Source organism: Stenotrophomonas sp. 80084_Sma (genome assembly GCF_056481995.1).
Window position 1 is genome coordinate 510,871 of sequence record NZ_CM151177.1, and the last position, 17,804, is coordinate 528,674.

12 protein-coding genes are annotated in these 17,804 nt (G+C 67.3%); 7 read left to right on the forward strand and 5 right to left on the reverse strand.

Translation table 11 applies throughout. The annotated features are described in order from the left end of the window. Positions 1-17 precede the first annotated feature (17 nt). Together ACZK3W_RS02355 and ACZK3W_RS02360 are read left to right on the forward strand one after the other, a co-directional pair. The gene (locus tag ACZK3W_RS02355) at positions 18-737 is read left to right on the forward strand and encodes a response regulator transcription factor (RefSeq protein ID WP_014645826.1); all 720 of its coding nucleotides are present in this window, start codon (positions 18-20) and stop codon (positions 735-737) included. After that, the gene (locus ACZK3W_RS02360; protein ID WP_180837565.1) at positions 734-2,203 is read left to right on the forward strand and encodes a sensor histidine kinase; all 1,470 of its coding nucleotides are present in this window, start codon (positions 734-736) and stop codon (positions 2,201-2,203) included. Before ACZK3W_RS02355 ends, ACZK3W_RS02360 begins: the two co-directional genes overlap by 4 nt. Here the strand turns inward: ACZK3W_RS02360 and ACZK3W_RS02365 are convergent. Then, complete coding sequence (locus ACZK3W_RS02365) at positions 2,200-3,546, reverse strand: ATP-binding protein (protein ID WP_125892479.1); 1,347 nt, start codon at positions 3,544-3,546, stop codon at positions 2,200-2,202. The genes ACZK3W_RS02360 and ACZK3W_RS02365 overlap by 4 nt on opposite strands. After that, positions 3,543-4,232, reverse strand: coding sequence for a winged helix-turn-helix domain-containing protein (locus ACZK3W_RS02370; RefSeq protein WP_010484092.1), 690 nt, complete (start codon positions 4,230-4,232; stop codon positions 3,543-3,545). Before ACZK3W_RS02370 ends, ACZK3W_RS02365 begins: the two co-directional genes overlap by 4 nt. Before the next feature lie 349 nt (positions 4,233-4,581). On the opposite strand from ACZK3W_RS02370, the gene asnB reads away from it, so the two are divergent. Next, complete coding sequence (asnB, locus tag ACZK3W_RS02375; RefSeq protein ID WP_180837566.1) at positions 4,582-6,483, forward strand: asparagine synthase (glutamine-hydrolyzing); 1,902 nt, start codon at positions 4,582-4,584, stop codon at positions 6,481-6,483. 447 nt (positions 6,484-6,930) lie between these two features. Here the strand turns inward: asnB and ACZK3W_RS02380 are convergent, their stop codons facing one another. Both ACZK3W_RS02380 and queD read right to left on the reverse strand, forming a co-directional pair. After that, a complete protein-coding gene (locus ACZK3W_RS02380) occupies positions 6,931-7,278 on the reverse strand; it encodes a phasin family protein (protein WP_478450391.1) in 348 nt (115 codons plus the stop codon). A 117-nt stretch (positions 7,279-7,395) separates the two neighbouring features. Then, positions 7,396-7,758 (reverse strand): 6-carboxytetrahydropterin synthase QueD, encoded by a 363-nt coding sequence (gene queD / locus ACZK3W_RS02385; RefSeq protein WP_005407953.1) that lies wholly within the window; start codon positions 7,756-7,758, stop codon positions 7,396-7,398. Positions 7,759-7,950: 192 nt separating this feature from the next. Here queD and ACZK3W_RS02390 point away from each other — a divergent pair, with 192 nt between their 5' ends. Both ACZK3W_RS02390 and ACZK3W_RS02395 read left to right on the forward strand, forming a co-directional pair. Continuing rightward, a complete protein-coding gene (locus ACZK3W_RS02390; protein ID WP_478450392.1) occupies positions 7,951-10,590 on the forward strand; it encodes a TonB-dependent receptor in 2,640 nt (879 codons plus the stop codon). 71 nt (positions 10,591-10,661) lie between these two features. Continuing rightward, positions 10,662-13,256: a M14 metallopeptidase family protein gene (locus ACZK3W_RS02395; protein WP_478450393.1), complete on the forward strand. Its 2,595-nt coding sequence runs from the start codon at positions 10,662-10,664 to the stop codon at positions 13,254-13,256. A 560-nt stretch (positions 13,257-13,816) separates the two neighbouring features. Here ACZK3W_RS02395 and ACZK3W_RS02400 read toward each other — a convergent pair. Then, on the reverse strand, positions 13,817-15,232 hold the full coding sequence (locus ACZK3W_RS02400) for a DEAD/DEAH box helicase (protein ID WP_049461652.1): 1,416 nt from the start codon (positions 15,230-15,232) through the stop codon (positions 13,817-13,819). Positions 15,233-16,103: 871 nt separating this feature from the next. On the opposite strand from ACZK3W_RS02400, the gene ACZK3W_RS02405 reads away from it, so the two are divergent. Both ACZK3W_RS02405 and maiA read left to right on the forward strand, forming a co-directional pair. Further along, positions 16,104-17,093, forward strand: coding sequence for a fumarylacetoacetate hydrolase family protein (locus ACZK3W_RS02405; protein WP_049458252.1), 990 nt, complete (start codon positions 16,104-16,106; stop codon positions 17,091-17,093). A 14-nt stretch (positions 17,094-17,107) separates the two neighbouring features. Continuing rightward, positions 17,108-17,776, forward strand: coding sequence for a maleylacetoacetate isomerase (gene maiA, locus ACZK3W_RS02410; protein ID WP_478450394.1), 669 nt, complete (start codon positions 17,108-17,110; stop codon positions 17,774-17,776). Positions 17,777-17,804: the final 28 nt, after the last annotated feature.

Here is a 17,804-nt window from a genome sequence, read left to right on the forward strand (position 1 = left end):
CTGGCCCCGAGCTGCCGATGTCCACCAAACGCGTGCTGATCGTTGAAGACGATGCCCACATCGCCGACCTGCTGCGCATGCATCTGGGCGATGAGGGTTACGACGTCGCCCATGCCGCCAGCGGCGATGCCGGCCTGCGCCTGCTCGAGCAGGACGGCCCGTGGGATGCACTGGTGCTGGACGTGATGCTGCCCGGCGTGGATGGGCTGCAGGTGTGCCAGCGTGCACGCGCGATGGCGCGCTATGTACCGATCATCATCATCAGCGCGCGCGGCAGCGAAACGCAGCGGATCGTCGGCCTGGAACTCGGCGCGGACGATTACCTGGCAAAACCTTTTTCGATGCCGGAACTGGTGGCACGGGTGCGCGCGCTGCTGCGCCGCGCCGAGGCGATGGCGCAGAGCGCGCGCATCGATGCCGGCGCGATCGAGCTGGGCGGGCTGCAGCTGGATCCGGTCGCGCGCACCGCGTCGGTGGATGGCAATACGTTGGAGCTGACGCCGCGCGAATTTGATCTGCTGCTGTTCTTCGCCCGTCATCCGGACCAGGTGTTCGCGCGCATGGAGCTGCTCAACCAGGTCTGGGGCTATCAGCACGATGGTTACGAGCATACGGTCAATACCCATATCAACCGCCTGCGCAGCAAGATCGAGCCGGACCCGGCCAACCCGCGGCGGCTGCTGACGGTGTGGGGCCGCGGCTACAAGCTGGTCGACCCGGCCGGGGCGGCGGCATGATCAAGCCCAATCTATGGCAGAAGCTGGCGGCGGTGATCGCCGCGCTGATGCTGATGTGCTGCATGGCGTTGCTGGCACTGCAGATGCGCGCCAACACCCGCCATGAGCAGGAAGTGGTGCAGCGGCTGTCGCTGGGCCTGGCCGAACACATCGCCCAGCGCAGCGAACTGATGGACACCAGCGGCATGCGCGATGCGGCGGTGCGTGCGCTGTTCGGCCAGCTGATGGCGGTCAATCCCAGCGTCGAGGTCTACCTGCTGGACGACCAGGGTCGCATCCTCGGCCACGATGCACCCAGTGGGCATCTGGTGCGCAACAAGGTGGACGTGGCACCGTTGCGTCGCCTGCTGGCCGGTGCGCCGCTGCCGATCCTCGGTGATGACCCGCGCAGCGCCGATGGCCGCAAGGTGTTCAGCGCCGCACCATTGATCGTGCAGGGCCGGCCGGCCGGCTATGTATACGTGGTGCTGGTCGGCGAGCACCGGCAGATGCTCGCCGACGATCTTGCCGCGGGCAGCCAATGGAACACCACGCTGTGGTCAGTCGTGCTGGTGGGGGGCCTCGGCCTGTTTGCCGGGCTGGTGGCGTTCTACTGGGTGACGCGTCCGCTGCGGCGCCTGACCCGACGCATCCAGGCGTTCGACATCGACGCGCCGACCCCACTGCCGCCGCCGGAGCCACTGCGGCCCGGTGAGCGCGATGAACTGGTGATCCTGGAACACGCACATGCGCAGATGGCGCAGCGCCTGGGGGAGCAATGGCAGCAGCTGCGCCAGCAGGACCTGCAGCGGCGCGAACTGGTGGCCAACATCTCGCATGACCTGCGCACGCCGTTGTCGTCGCTGCACGGCTACCTGGAAACGCTGGCGCTGAAGGACGCCACGCTGTCCCCGGACGAGCGCCGCCGTTACCTCGGTATCGCGCTGGCGCAGAGCGCCAAGGTTGGTCGGCTGGCGCGCGCGCTGTTCGAGCTGGCGCGGCTGGAGCATGGCGAAGTGCGCCTGGAGTGGGAAGTGTTCGCGCTGCCGGAACTGCTGCAGGACGTACTGCAGAAATTCGAGCTGGCGGCGCAGGCACGCAACCAGCGCCTGCACGCCGCGTTCCCGCCCGGCCTGCCGCTGGTGCGTGCCGACCTGGGCCTGGTCGAGCGCGTGCTGACCAACCTGCTCGACAATGCATTGCGGCACGCACCGGAAGGTGGCCGGATCGAAGTGTGCCTGCGTGCGACCGCGGACAGCATCGAGGTGAGCGTGGCCGATGATGGTCCCGGCGTGGCAGCGGCGCTGCGTGCGCAGTTGTTCCAGGCGCCGGCCGCGCTGGGCGCACGGCGTGGCGAGAACGGTGGGCTTGGCCTGCTGATCGTGCAGCGGATCGTGCAGCTGCATGGCCGCCGCATCGAACTGCGTGACAGTGAGCGTGGCGCGCTGTTCGTGTTCGCGTTGCCGCGCGCGGAGCCGGCGGCCTAGCAGGCCGCCTCGCTCTCCACGGCACCGCCGCTTTCCAGCGGCAGGTGCAGGCGGATGCAGGCACCGCCCAGCTCCGAATCGGTCACTTCAACGTGGCCGCCATGCTTGTCGGCCACCACCTGCACCAGCGCCAGGCCGAGGCCGAAACCGGGGCTGCCCGGATCCAGCCGCACATAGGGTTGCAGTACCTGGCCGCGCAGTTCGGGCGCGATACCGGGGCCGTCGTCCTCCACCTGCAGGCACAGCCAGCCGTCGTTGACCGTGCTGGCGATACGGATCTGCCGCCGTGCGTAACGCAGGGCATTGCCGAGCAGGTTGCGCAGCGCCAGTTCCAGCATATGCCGGTTGACGTTGACCAGGCCTGCCGGCGACAGCACCTGCTGTACCGGCAGCGGCAGCGGTGCGAACTGGGCCACCACGCCACGGACCAGTGCCGCCAGCTGCAGGCGCTGGCGGGTCAGCTGATGGCAGCGGCCCAGCGCGGCGTACTCGACGCCGGCATCGGTGAGGTGCTGCAGCCGATCGACATCGGTGCGCAGCCCGCCCAGCGCATCGCGCTGTATCTCGTCCAGCGCGGTGTCCTCCAGGTCGGCCAGGCCGAAACGCATCCGCGCCAACGGCGTGCGCACTTCATGCGCGACCGCCTGCGCCAGCACGCGCTGGCTCTCCAGCAGCTGCTGCAGCTGCTCGGCCATGTGGTTGAAGGCATTGGCCAGCGGCCGCACCAGCGCGGTGCCGGCACGCGGCGCACGCGTATCCAGCTGGCCGTCGCGCATCTGCCGCGCCGCCTGTGCCAGCTGCGACACATCGCGCCACAGGCGGTAGACCATTACATACATCGGCAGCGCCACGGCCACCATCAGGATCAGCAGCAGGATCGCCACGCCGGACACTTCGCTGTCCTGCCAGCCTTCCTCAGGCAACGCTTCATCCAGTGGCCCCAGCATCACGGCATAGTCGCTGTCGCCGATCCGCTGCAGGCTGCGCATGTGTTCCAGGTCGATCTGCACACGGCCGTTGTTGAACGGCGGTCGCTGGCTGGTCGACAGCGCCTTCTCCGCCTCGGCCAGCGGCACCATCCGCAGGGCATAGGCGAAGTCGGCGTCGAGCCCTCGTGCCAGCGCCGGCCACTGGTCACGTGGTGTTTCCGCGAAGCGTTGCTGCAGCAGCGCATGGGTGCCACGCATCTCGGCCAGCAGGCTGGCTTCGGTGCGGTCTTCCAGCAGCGCATCCCAGGCCCACAGGCCCAGCACGATCAGCAGCAGGTGGGCGACCAGGAAGCCGATGCCGTAGCGCAGGAAGTGGAAGGCGTGGCCGCGCATCGCCGAGTGCGTGCGCTTCATCCCCATGCCGAGCGGCTGAACAGGTAGCCGCGTCCACGGACGGTCTTGATCCGCTCCGGTTGTTCAGGGTTGTCGCCCAGCTTGCGGCGCAGGCGCGAGATGCGCGCATCGATCGAACGGTCCAGGCCGTCAAAGGCGATGCCACGCAGGCCGCGCAGCAGCGCATCGCGGTCCAGGATCTGGCCGGCGTTGCTGGCCAGCAGGAACAGCAGGTCGAACTCGGCCGTGGTCAGCTCCAGCAGGCCGCCCTGCAGGTGCACGTTGCGGGTGGACGGGTCGATGTTCAGCTCGCCGAAGCGCAGGCTGCCGTCGCGCGGTTCGACCCGGCGATGGCGGCGCAGGTGGGCACGCAGGCGGGCGAGCAGCACCCGCGGTTCGATGGGTTTACCGATGTAATCGTCGGCCCCCAGCTCCAGTCCCAGCACCTGGTCGATGTTGTCGGTGCGGGCGGTCAGCACACAGATGATGCCGTCATAGTGGGGCCGGATCTGCCGACACACTTCGAAACCATCCTGGTCGGGCAGGCCGACATCGAGCAGGACCAGGGCCGGCTTCTCGGCCAGGATCCGGGCCACCGCGCGCTCGCCACTGCGCTCATGGGCCACCTGATAGCCATGCCGCTGCAGATAGTCGCTGACCATCGTACCCAGGCGGGCATCGTCTTCAACCAGTACGATATCCAGCATTTTCAAGGCCTCCGTGGGGCGTACGTACCGCCACGGCACGAGCGCGGCGATGCTATCCCAGCCTGCGGGCCGCCCGGGTCCCGGGGGCGGGCGCCATTCAGCCGGGGTTGCTGGCGCTCGGGCCGGGCCTCAGGCCTGGCAACAACTTGGCGTCCAGCATAGCTTGTTGCCGTTACAAAACGTTACCTTCGTGATACGTCTGGTGACCATCGCTGACAGCAAAGCGACTGACGCGGGGCAGGTGGGGCGCCGAGCATGGAGTCTCCTCCGCTCCGCGTGCCGTTCCCATGTCGCTCGCCGCCCCCTGCCTGCTGAACCCGTCCCGCCGCTGCCGCTGCGGAGGTGCCCGATGAGCGGCGTGGTCGGGGCCTGGTTGCCGCCCGCCGAGGACGAACATCTGCTGCAGCAGCTGGCGCCGATGCTGCGCGCCCTGCAGCAGCGTGGCCGTGGCCGCATCGGTTACTGGACCGACGCCGAGGCCGGCCTGGCGCTGGGTCACTGCCGGGCGCCGACCGACACCCCGCTGCAGCCACTGAGCTCGGACTGTGGCCGTTACGTGCTGTGCCTGGACGGTCGCCTGTACAACCGGGCTGACCTGCAGTCGCAGCTGCGCGATCTGCCACGCAGCTGCAGTGACGCCCGGCTGCTGCTGCAGGCGATCGTTGAATGGGGCGTAGAGCGGGCGCTGTCGCGTATCGAAGGCGCGTTCGGTTTCAGCGTCTGGGACCGTGAGTCGCGAGCGTTGTGGCTGGCGCGTGATCCGGTGGGCGAGCGGCCGCTGTATTACGGCTGGTTCCAGGGCCAGTTCCTGTTCGCCTCGGAAATGAAGGCGCTGCAGGCCTTCGCCGGTTTCGCCCCGAGCATCGACCAGGATGCGCTGAGCCTGCTGCTGCGCCACGACTATGTGCCGGCGCCGCACACCATCTACCGCGGCATCCACAAGCTGGTGGCCGGCGCGGTGCTGCGCGTCGATCTGGATGACCACGCCGCCGGCGGTTCCAGCCAGGCGGCGGAAGGGGGCGCGCGCTACTGGTGCGCACGCGATGCGATGCAGAGTGCGCTGCAGGAACCCCTGCAGCCGGCGCCGAGCCTGGAACAGGCCACCGACCAGCTGGAAGTGGTGTTGCAGAAGGCGATCGCGGCACGCATGCATTCGCCGCTGGCCTGCGGTGCGTTCCTGTCTGGCGGCACCGACTCGTCGCTGGTGACCGCGATGATGCAGGCGCAGTCGACGCTGCCGATCGAGGCCTGGACGGTCGGCTTCGACGATCCCGGCCACGACGAAAGCGATTGGGCCTCGCAGGTCGCGCGGCATCTGGGCGTGCAGCATCATCTGCACCGGATGGACGCGCGACAAGGCCTGGATCTGCTGCAGCGGCTGCCACAGGTCTGGTGCGAACCGTTCGCCGATGCCTCGCAGCTGCCGACCCTGCTGGCCAGTGAACTGCTGGGCGCGCGCAAGCCGGTGGCCCTCACCGGCGACGGTGGCGATGAACTGTTCTTCGGCCACCCCAGCTATGGCCGCGCGCTGCGCAATGCGCGCCTGTGCGGTGGCCTGCCGGACTGGGTGCGTGATCTGGCGCGGCGCAGCGGCAACCGCATGAATGTCGAGCGCGGCCGCCTGGGCGGCTGGCGCGCACTGGTGGCGGAAGTCGCCGCCAACGATGTGGAAGGGCATTACCTGCAACGTGTCACCCGCTGGCGGCAGCCGGCGCAGGTGGTGCTGGGCGCACGTGAGCCGATGACGATCTTCCAGCAGCAGGACACTGCGCTGCCGGCCGAGGCGCGCATCCAGCTGTTGGATTTCCGCATGGATCTGGCCGAGGGCATCCTCGCCAAGGTCGACCGTGCCGGCATGGCGGCCGGCGTGGAAACCCGCGCGCCGCTGCTGGACATGGAGGTGGTGCGCCTGGCCTGGCGCCTGCCGCAGCACCTGAAGTACCACGATGGTGAGCACAAGCGGATCCTCAAGCACCTGCTGGCGCGCTACCTGCCGGAACCGCTGGTGTACCGTCCCAAGCGCGGCTTCGGCCCGCCGATGGCGCGTTGGCTGGCGGGCCCGCTGCGCGATTGGGCGGAGGCGCTGCTGGACCCGCAGCTGTTGCGCAACCAGGGGTGTTTCGATGTTGCGCGCGTGCGCGGTATCTGGGAGGCGTTCCTGCGTGGCGAGCGCAAGTGGCACACGCATCTGTGGAACGTGCTGATGTTCCAGGCGTGGCACCAGCATTGGCACGGTGGTCGCGGGCGCTGAGCCGTTTCTGCATCGCGTGCGGCGGATTGAATCATCGTGGCGCGGGGCGGATGCCCTTGCGTACGAATGTCCTCCGGCGCCGGCCGTTGGCCGTCACCTCCCCCTTTACTTCGTACGCAAGGGCATCCGCCCCGCGTTCGGAGTTCATCGGCGCCTAGTTGAAAGGCGCCACGAGCGCTGCGCTTTACCTGCCGTAAGCCGAGCCTCGTCGGGGTGGGCAGGGGTCTGGGCAAAGTAAAGGAGGAGGTGACGGCCAACGGCCGGCGCCGGGGGACATTTGCCCAGGCCCCTGCCCGCCCCGGCGGGGCCCCTCAGCTCGCAGAGAGTCCAGACGAGGAAGCGCTTTGGAATCCGAACGCCAGGCAAAAAAAGACCCGGCAGAGGGAGGGATCTGCCGGGTCCGGATTGCGTGGGGGGAGGGACCCACGCAATGAGCGTTGCGTCGCGTCAGTGGTTGTTCGCGTCCGCCGTTGATTCGTTGTAGCCCTGCACCAGTTCGGACCAGGCCTTGCCGGCCTGCAGGCCGAGCCCGACCACGTCCTGCTGGGCCTGGCCGAGCCGCTGCAGGTTGTCCTGCCACAGCTGCGCACCCTTGGAGAGCGTCCCGGCCGCATCCTCGCCGCGGGCCAGTTCACCCAGCCAGCCGCCGGTCGCGGTCAGGTTGCGCTCTATCGCCTTCAGCTGCACCCCGAACATGCTTTCCGCGTTCTCCAACGCCAACCGGTTCGCGCGCGTTGCCGCGGCGGCGAGCTGGCGGGTGGCATCACTGAAGCGATCGCTGAAGGCGGTGGCCATGGGGGCATCAGGGAGTGGCTTGATGCAGTGCAGCATACGCCGTTGATGCGGCAATGCAACAAAAATAACAAAGGCGCCCAGGGCGCCTTTGAAGGACCTTTCAGATCAATGGGTTGATCAGGCTGTTGGGCCGCGGTAACGGCAACCCGAGGTGCAGGTTTCGTGCACGGTGATCTCGCTCAGCGCCGGCAGGCTCGGCTTCAGCTCGTTCCAGATCCACACCGCCAGGTTCTCGCTGGTCGGGTTCTCCAGGCCGGGGATGTCATTGAGGTAGTGATGGTCCAGGCGGTCGTAGATCGGCTGGAAGGCCGCCTTCACGTCGCCGAAATCCATGATCCAGCCGGTCTGCGCACCCGGCTCGCCCTCGACCTTCAGTTCCACCCGGAACGAGTGGCCGTGCAGGCGCGCGCACTTGTGCCCCGGCGGCACGTTGGGGAGGCGGTGCGCCGCCTCGAGCATGAAGACTTTGAAGATTTCCATGACGCGATTGTACGCCGCAGGTGGCCGGCCAGCCTGAGCGGATGTTGGACTTTCGTGAAGCCAGTCTTTTCATCCGGATGAAGAGATGATAGTTTCACTTATATCCGTATGAAGAGATGTTATTGGCCGGACCTCGGCCAGGCATGGACTACTGCGGAACTACGTCGCCCTTTCCACCTCCCCCACATCGTCATGCCCAAGCACACCCTGCTCGTGGCGGCCCTGGCCGTCGCTCTGGCCGCGCCTTTGTCCGCCGCCGCCGAAACCTTCGCCGACGCCAGTGGCGAAGCCAGCACCCTGGCTGCCGTGCGCGTCACCGGTTCCAACATCAAGCGCACCGATACCGAGGCCTCCAACCCGGTGCAGGTGATCGGCCGCCAGCAGCTGGAACAGACCGGCAAGGCCACCGTGGCCGATGTGCTGCGTTCGATCTCGGCCAACACCGGCAACGCCAGCAACGAAACCACCAACAACGGCTGGGCCTCCGGCTCGGCCGGCATCGGCCTGCGTGGCCTGTCGCAGAAGAACACGCTGGTGCTGCTCAACGGCCGTCGCCTGGCCAACTACGGCTTCCCGGCCGGTGGCCTGTCCGACACCTTTGTCGATCTCAACGCGTTGCCGCTGGTCGCGGTCGAACGCATCGAAGTGCTCAAGGATGGCGCCTCGGCGGTCTACGGCTCCGACGCCGTGGCCGGTGTGGTCAACATCATCACCCGGCAGAACTTCGAAGGCGCCGAGATCGGCGGCAGCTTCGGCGGCGCCGACCAGGGCGGCCTGCACGAGCAGAACCTGAAGTTCGTCGGCGGCCTCGGTGATCTCGATACCGACGGCTACAACATCCTCTTCAGCCTGCAGGGCTACAACCGCGAACGCCTGGATCAGGACGAACGCAACCTGACAAAGAGCGGCATCTACACCGACAAGCCCGGCGGCCGCTGGAACGGCTGGTCGGCCAAGGGTGCGCGCTATCTGGTCAACGGCGTGTCGGTGCCGATGCTCGATGCCAACGGTAACTGCCCGACCGGTACCACCCGCGTTGCCAGCGCGCCGATCGACGGCCTGGCCGGTGATACCTGCGGCTTCAACCAGGCGCCGTTCACCACGCTGATTCCCTCGACCAAGCGCTACCAGGCCTATGCCAACGGTACCTTCCGCCTGAACGACAACGTCGAAGCCTTCGGCGAAGTGCTGTACAGCCAGATCAAGAGCACCGCGTGGTTTGGCAGCAGCCCGTTCTTCACCCTGGAGAGCGGCCGCTTCGCACTGAACGCGGACAGTGGCCTGGCCGAGCCGGTGTCGTCGCTGCTGCCGGCCAACAATCCGTACAACCCGTACGGCCGTGCGATCCCGATCGAGTACACCTTCTTCGACCTGGGCGGCACCCTCAAGACCAACCGCTCCACCGCTTACCGCGGCGTGTTCGGCCTGCGTGGCACCACCGCGAAGTGGGACTGGGAAGTCGCAGCGTTCGGCGCGCGCAGCAGCGAGCGCGAGAGCGTCTCCGGTGGCTTCGCCAACCGCTGGGCGCTGGCCGATGCGCTGGCCACCGGCAGCTACAACCTGCTGAACCCGGCCGCCACGCCGCAGTCGGTGCGCGACTCGATCAACATCGCCACGCTGCGTCCGGCCGAGTCCAAGCTGCAGGGCATCGATGCGAAGATTTCCGGCAGCCTCGGCCATACCTGGGCCGGCGAGATCGGATTCGCCGCCGGTGCCGAGTGGCGCCGCGAGAAGCTCGATTCCAACAACCCGTGGCAGATCGACGCCGGCCTGCAGGTGCGCCCGGCCATCGCCGAAGTGCACGGCAAGCGCCAGGTCAGTGCGGCCTACGCCGAAGTGAACGTGCCGCTGGCATCGACGCTGGAGCTGTCCGCTGCCGCGCGCGCCGATCACTACGATGATTTCGGCGATGCGTTCTCGCCGAAGATCGGCCTGCGCTGGCAGCCGCTCGACTTCCTGCTGGTGCGTGCCTCCGCCTCGAAGGGCTTCCGTGCGCCGTCGCTGTCGGAGAACTCCAACAGCACCAGCATCGCCTACGGCAGCGTGGTCGATCCGCGTGACCCGGACGTGCCGGGCTCGCGTCAGAACCCCACCTTCTTCACCGTCGGCAACAACGAACTGAAGCCCGAGCGCACCAAAAGCGTGAACTTCGGCGTGGTGCTGTCGCCGTGGGCCAACACCAACCTGAGCGTGGACTACTACCGCATCCAGCTGGACAACCTGGTCGGCACCAACAACACCCAGACCCTGGTCAACGACAACGTGGCCGGCGCCGTGCAGCGCGATGAGCGCGGCAAGCTGCAGGCGGTCTACAACCGCTACCAGAACCTGAGCGAGTTGAAGACCTCGGGCATCGACGTCGAACTGCGCCAGCGCATCCCGACCGCCGCGCTGGGCGATTTCACCCTGTCCTCGGCCTACACCCACGTGCGTGACTACCGTCGCCCGACCGTGGTTGGTGGTCCGCTGGTGGACTACGCCGGCAGCAACCTCGGCGCCACGCTGCCGAAGAACAAGGCGACCACCACGCTGGACTGGACCTTCCGCGACTTCACCGCAGCCGTTACCTGGTACTACACCAGCGGTTACGACCAGAAGGCCAGCACCGCCGCCGCTGCCGTGCAGGACCGCATCGATGCGTACAACCAGTTTGATCTGTACCTGGCCTATGCCGGCATCGACAAGCTGACCGTGTACGCCAAGGTGCAGAACCTGGCTGACAGGACGCCGCCGTACGACGCCTCGTTCCCGGGCATCCGCGCGCCGTACGACTTCAGCCAGTACGACCTGCGTGGCCGCTACTTCACCCTCGGCTTCGATTACCGCTTCTGATGCCATCGCCACGGCCGGCCACAACCCGTGGCCGGCCGCGTTGCCGCTGTCCTGTTTCCTGGGGAGTCACCGTGTCCTTCCACCGCCGTGCCGTTCTTCGGCTGCTGCTTGCCGCCGCCACCGTCCTGTCCTCGCCACTGCCGGCGCAGGCCCAGAGTGCGTACTTCTTCCCGCAGGCCACCGACGCTGCCGCGTTCGATGCCGCCATTCCCAGCCCCGAGCAGTTCCTTGGCTACCCGATCGGCAGCCGCTACACCCGCCATGACCAGCTGGTGGCCTATTTCCAGGAACTGGCGAAGCACTCGGACAAGATCCGCGTGCAGGAGATCGGCCGCAGCTACGAAGGCCGGCCGCTGCTGATCGCCACCATCACCGCCGCCGACAACCAGGCGCGCATCGAACAGATCCGCCAGCAGCACGCCACCCTGGTCGACCCGGCGCAGCCGCGCAGCGCGGCCGGTGACAGCCCGGTGGTGGTGTGGCTGGGCTACAGCGTGCATGGCAACGAGACCTCCAGTGCCGAAGCGGCGATGCTGACGGCGTACTACCTGGTGGCCAACCGCAGTGCCGAAACCCAGCAGTGGCTGCAGCAGGCGGTGGTGCTGTTCGACCCGGCACAGAATCCGGATGGCCGTGATCGTGCCGCCAACTGGCACAACGCCTGGGCCTCCGATCCGGCTTCGGCCGACCCGGCCGACAAGGAACACGTCGAGCCGTTCCCGCAGGGCCGCACCAACCACTACTTCACCGATCTCAACCGCGACTGGCTGGCCCTGACCCAGCAGGACTCGCGGCCGAAGGTGGAGGTGTTCCACCAGTGGTACCCGAACGTGCAGATCGATTTCCACGAGATGGGCAAGGACAGCACCTACTACTTCGAACCGTCGCCGAAGAGCATGCACAGCCCGCTGATTCCGCCGGCGTCGTACGAGTTCAACAAGACCCTGGCCAAGTACCACGCGCAAGCCTTGGATGCATTGGGGTCGCTGTACTACACCGGCGAGAATTTCGACAACTTCTCGCCGGTCTACGGCTCCACCTATCCGGACTTCCATGGTGCAGTGGGCGTCACCGTTGAACAGGCCAGTTCGCGCGGCCGCGTGCAGGAATCAGTGAACGGCCTGCTGACCTTCCCGTTCACCATCCGCAACCAGGTGGCTACCGGGCTGGGCACGGTGCGGGGTGCAGTGACCGAGCGCAGCGGCCTGTTCGACCTGCAGAAGCAGTTCTTCCAGAGCGCGCTGAAGCAGGCCGCACAGCAGCCGGTGAAGAGCTTTGTGTTCGGCGATGCGCATGATCCGGCACTGACCCGGCGCCTGCTGGAACTGTTGCTGCTGCATCGCATCGAGGTGCGCGCGCTGGATCGTGACGTCAGTGTCGATGGCCAGCGCTTCGATGCCGGCAGCGCCTACGTGGTGCCGGTGCAGCAGGCGCAGTTCCGCCTGGTGCATTCGATCTTTGCCGAGACGCCGCCGATCAAGGGCGATGTGTTCTACGGCAGCACCAGCTACGCGATCGCACCGGCCTACGGCGTGGCCTTCGCCGGTAGCCGCAGCTGCATCGACGGCGGCGCACGCGTGGCGGCGCTGCCCGCGGAGCAGGGCACCCTGCTGGGCGGCCAGGCAGGATTCGCCTACGCGATCGACTGGCGCGACTACAATGCCGGGCGCGCGCTGGCCGCGCTGCAGGGCAAGGGCGTGAATGCACGCGCGGCATTCCAGCCGTTCACCACCGCGACGGCGCAGGGCGAGGTCAGCTTCGCCGCCGGCAGCCTGGTGATTCCGGTGGCCGGGCAACCACTGCAGGGCACGGCGTTGCTTGAGGCAGTGACGTCCGCCGCACGCGAGGCAGGTGTGCAGGTGCACGCGCTGTCCAGTGGCCGCAGCCGCGAAGGCATCGACCTCGGCAGTGACGGCGTCAAAGCGCTGCGCAAGCCCTCGGTGGCACTGGTGATGGGCGAGGGCGTGGCCGCCACCGAAATCGGATCGGCGTGGTTCCTGTTGGACCAGCAGCTGCGGTTGCCGGCCAGCAAGCTGGATCCGCAGCAGCTGGGCAAAGTACCGCTGGACCGTTACACCACCATCGTGTTGTCCGGCGGAACCTATGCCGGCGTCGATGCCACGGCGGTGGCTGCACTGAAGCGCTGGGTGCAGGCCGGTGGTTCGTTGGTGACCTACGGCAGTGCCTCGAAATGGGCGATCGAACAGAAGCTGGCCGACGGCGAGAAGCTCGGCAAGGAAGAAGACGCAGCTGACGAAAGCCGCCGCGCGTTCGGCGATCAGCGCGACATCGCAGCGATCGAGCGGGTCAGCGGCAACATCCTCAGTGCCGATGTTGATACCAGTCATCCGCTGGCGTTCGGTGTGCCGCGCCGGCAGCTGGCGATCAACAAGGAGAACACGGTAACGCTGCAGCCGAGCACGAACCCGTTCTCGACGGTGGTGCGCATCGACACGCCGCCGCGGGTGAATGGATATCTGTCCGAGCGCAACCGCGCGCGGGTGGCAGGCAGCGCGTGGCTGCTGGTGTCGGCGCAAGGGCAGGGCAACGTGGTGCTGTTCGCCGATGATCCGGCGCATCGCAAGTACTGGCACGGGACGGATCGACTGCTGATCAACGCGGTCTTCTTCGGGAATCTGGTGAATCCGAGTAAAGCGCGGGGTTGAGGCTTTGCGCGCCTTGATTGATGCGTGTGGGGGAGGCCGGGCGGGCCGCGCAGGACACGCCGTAAACCCGTCCTTGGGGGCTCGATGGCGCCATCCATGGCGCCAACGGTCCTGCGCAGCCCACCCGGCCTCCCCTCGACGGTTTCCTGCGGGCGCGGATGCATCGAACCCCAAGGCAGGAGCAAGGGCAAAAGCAAAAGCAAAAGCAAAGCCAGGAATTGCGACTTCGGCTTTTGCCTTTGAATTTGAATTTGAATTTGAATTTGAATTTGAATTTGATCTTTCTTCTCCCGGCTACCCGGCGGGAGAAGAAGGCGCAGGCAATGCTTGAAGCGGATGGGCATGGGGGCAGCGCAGAACCGTTGGCGCCATGGATGGCGCCATCGAGCTTACATGGACGTATTTACAGCGTGTTCTGCGCTGCCCCCATGCCCATTCGCCCTCGGTACTGCCACCGCGTGCTTTATCACCCGGTAGCCCGCAACAAAAAAGGACGGCGCGTCAGCGCCGTCCCTCGATAGCCCCCGCGCAGCGGGAAGCACCCTCCATGTCAGCTGGAATCAGCCGGCGCGACCGCCGCCGTTGCCACCCTGGCCGCGGCCACGGCCGCCACCATTGCCGCCACCGCCACGACGCTGGCCCTGACCGGCACCTGCACGCTGCTGGCCATTGCCACCGCCCTCGCGACGGCCACCACCGGCCTTCTTCGGGCCCGCATGCGCATGGCGCGGCGCATCGCCGTGCGGACGGCGCGCGTGGCTCTTGCGCGGTGCGCGCTCGCCGGTATCGTGCTCGGCTTTGCCCGGCGCACTGTTGCCCCAGCGGATCGGCGTCTGCAGCTCGAAGCCCGGCACATCGCGGATGTCCATGTCGCGGCCCAGCAGGCGCACGATCGCGCGCAGCAGCTTCACTTCATCCTGCGCCACCAGCGAGATCGCCTGGCCGGTCGCGCCGTTGCGGCCGGTGCGGCCGATGCGGTGCACGTAATCTTCGGCCACCATCGGCAGGTCGAAGTTGATCACCTTCGGCAGCTCGTTGATGTCGATGCCGCGCGCGGCGATGTCGGTGGCCACCAGCACGGTCACGCGGCCGGCCTTGAAGTCGCCCAGCGCACGCAGGCGCTGGCCCTGGCTCTTGTTGCCATGGATCGCCGCGGTCTTGATGCCCGACTTTTCCAGGAACGTGGCCAGCTTGTCGCTGCCGTGCTTGGTGCGGGCGAACACCAGGGTCTGCTCGCGGCTGTCCTGCGCCAGCAGGTGCAGCAGCAGGTCACGCTTGCGACCGGCATCGACCGGGTGCACGCGGTGGGTGATGGTTTCGGCCACGGTGTTCTTCGGCGTCACCTGGATCTGTTCCGGGTTGCGCATGAACTCCAGCGCCAGCTGGCGGATGTTGTCCTCGAAAGTGGCCGAGAACAGCAGGGTCTGGCGGTTCTGCTTCGGCAGCTTGGCCAGGATGCGCTTGATCGACGGCAGGAAGCCCATGTCGAGCATGCGGTCGGCTTCGTCCAGCACCAGCAGTTCAATGCCGGACAGGTCGATGCTGCGACGCTCCAGGTGGTCGATCAGGCGGCCCGGGCAGGCCACCAGCAGGTCCACGCCACGGCGCAGGATGTCCAGCTGGTTGCCCATGCCGACGCCACCGTAGATGCAGGCGCTGGGAATGCGCAGGTACTTGCTGTAGCCGCGCAGGCTGTCATGCACCTGGGTGGCCAGCTCGCGGGTCGGGGCCAGGATCAGCGCGCGCGGCTTGCGCGGGCCACTGCGGACTTCCTGCGAGGCGGTGCCCAGGTGCTGCAGCAGCGGCAGGCCAAAGGCAGCGGTCTTGCCGGTACCGGTCTGTGCACCGGCCAGCAGGTCGCGGCCGGCCAGCGCCAGCGGGATCGCCTGCTGCTGGATCGGGGTCGGGTTTTCGTAGCCCTGCTCGGCAAGCGCACGCAGCAGGAAGGGCGCCAGGCCCAGCGATTCAAAAGACATTGAGATTGCTCCAAGTACAAGAAACGCCTGTCCGACTGGACAGACGGGGGCAGATCAAACTGATCGGCTGACTCGGAGCGTTCCCGTGAACCGCGCTGCGAGAATTGGGTGCAGCCGGCACGAAGCGCAGGCTGGAATGCGTGACGAACGGCGTCGGAGTGGGGGCGGGCGAAGAGGGCGGACCCTGGTCGCCGGCGGTCCCGGAGGGAAACGGACGGCCGCTGCAGACCCTGCAAGTCTAAACGATGTTTGAGACTTCACGCAAAAAGGCCTGTTCAGGTAGGGGGCTCTCTGCAGGGCTGCGCCCTGCACCCGCAGAGGCCGAAGCAACGTCAACGTCAACGTCAAAAGCCGGTTTCCTGAGGGATGCGGGGTGGGTCCGGTTGCGGGGGGCGCTGCAAGTACGTCCATGTAAGCTCGGTCGCCGCATCCATGCGGCTCACGCCCCCGCAACCGGACCCACCCCGCCTTCGAGAGTCTTCCGCGATCTGTCGAATCTCATTCGATCAATTTCGATATCTGACGGATTTCGACGACGAACGATGTGGATGTTCGATCCGTCATCGGGAAATTGGCGGGGGCGGGGCGGTGTGGGTGGGCAGGACCGTTGGCGCCATGGATGGCGCCATCGAGCCCCCAGGGATGGGTTTACGGCGTGTCCTGCCCACCCACACCGTCCCGCCCAGCTCACAGACAACCCAGAGCCGGCTGTTGCTGTTGACGTTGCCCTGGCTTGAAGCAGGTGCAGGGCTGCAAGCCCTGCCGAACCCCCCACTGCGGTAGGGTGGGCCGATGCGGCGCTGCAGCTTGGCGCCGCCGCAGATTTGATTACACTTGAAACTTGTTTGCCCACGACTCCGGACACCCACCCATGAAGCTTGGTTCTTTGAAGGAAGGCGGCCGCGACGGCACCCTGATCGTCGTCTCGCGTGACCTGCGCCACGGCGTGCGCGCCACCGGCATTGCCGCCACCCTGCAGCAGGCCCTGGAGGACTGGAGCCACATCGCGCCGCGCCTGAACGCCCTGTACGAATCGCTCAACGCCGGCGACGCCGATGGCGTGTTCGACCTCGATCCGCAGGCGCTGGCCGCGCCGATGCCGCGCGCCTATGAATTCGTCGACGGCAGCGCCTACCTGCCGCATGTCGAGCGCGTGCGCCGTGCCCGTGGCGCCGAGGTGCCGGAGAGCTTCTACACCGATCCGCTGATGTACCAGGCCACCAGCGCAGGCTTCTACGGCCCGCGTGATGCGGTCAAGGTGGTCAGCGAGGACTACGGCATCGACCTGGAAGCGGAGATCGTGGTCATCACCGACGACGTGCCGATGGCTGCAACGCCGGAACAGGCGGCGGGCCACATCCAGCTGGTCGGACTGGTCAACGACGTCTCGCTGCGCAACCTGATTCCGGGCGAACTGGCCAAGGGCTTCGGCTTCCTGCAATCCAAGCCGCGCTCGGCGCTGTCGCCGGTGTTCGTCACCCCCGACGAGCTGGGCGCCGCCTGGCAGGACAGCAAGGTGCACCTGCCGCTGCTGACCCATATCAACGGGACGTGGTTCGGCGCGCCGGAAGCGGGCGTGGACATGCAGTTCAACTTCGCCCAGCTGGTCGCGCATGCGGCCAAGACCCGTCCGCTCGGCGCCGGCACCATCGTCGGCTCCGGCACCATCGCCAACGAGGACACCAGCAAGGGCGCCTCGTGCTTTGCCGAGCAGCGCGTGGTCGAGACCCTGCGCGATGGCAAGCCGAGCACGCCGTTCATGTCCTTCGGTGACGTGGTCCGTATCGAGATGCTCGATGCCGCTGGCAACAGCATCTTCGGTGCGATCGAGCAGCGCATCGAGCAGGCGGCCAAGCCCTGAGCATGGAGGCGGCAATGGAGATCCTGGTCGACGACGGCATCGCGCTGTACACCTACTGGCGATCCAGCGCCGCCTACCGCGTGCGCATCGCGCTCGAGCTGAAGGGCCTGGCCTGGGACGCACGGCCGGTGCACCTGGTGCGCGAGGGCGGCGAGCAGCACCTCGACGCCTATCGCGCGCTGAATCCGCAGCAGCTGGTGCCCACCCTGCTGCATGACGGGCACACGCTGACCCAGTCGTTGGCGATCGTCGAGTATCTGGACGAGCACTTCCCGCAGGTGCCGCTGCTGCCGGCCGACGCCGCCGGCCGCGCGCGGGTGCGTGCGCTGGCCCAGCTGGTGGCCTGCGATATCCATCCGATCAACAACCTGCGGGTGATGCAGTACCTGGAGCGCAGCCTGCAGCTGCCAGCCGATGCCCGCACGCAGTGGACCCTGCACTGGATCGCCGAAGGCTTCGATGCCATGGAAGCGATGCTGGCCAGCAGTCGCGACACCGGCACCTTCTGCCACGGCGACCGCCCCGGCCTGGCCGACCTCTGCCTGCTGCCGCAGCTGTACAACGCCCACCGCTTCGGCCTGGACCTGACGCCGTACCCGACCCTGCGCCGCATCGAAGCCGCCTGCCAGGCGCTGGACGCCTTCGACCGCGCCCGCCCGGAAAACCAGCCCGACGCCGCCTGAAAGTAGAGGGGACGAGGGACTAAGTCGT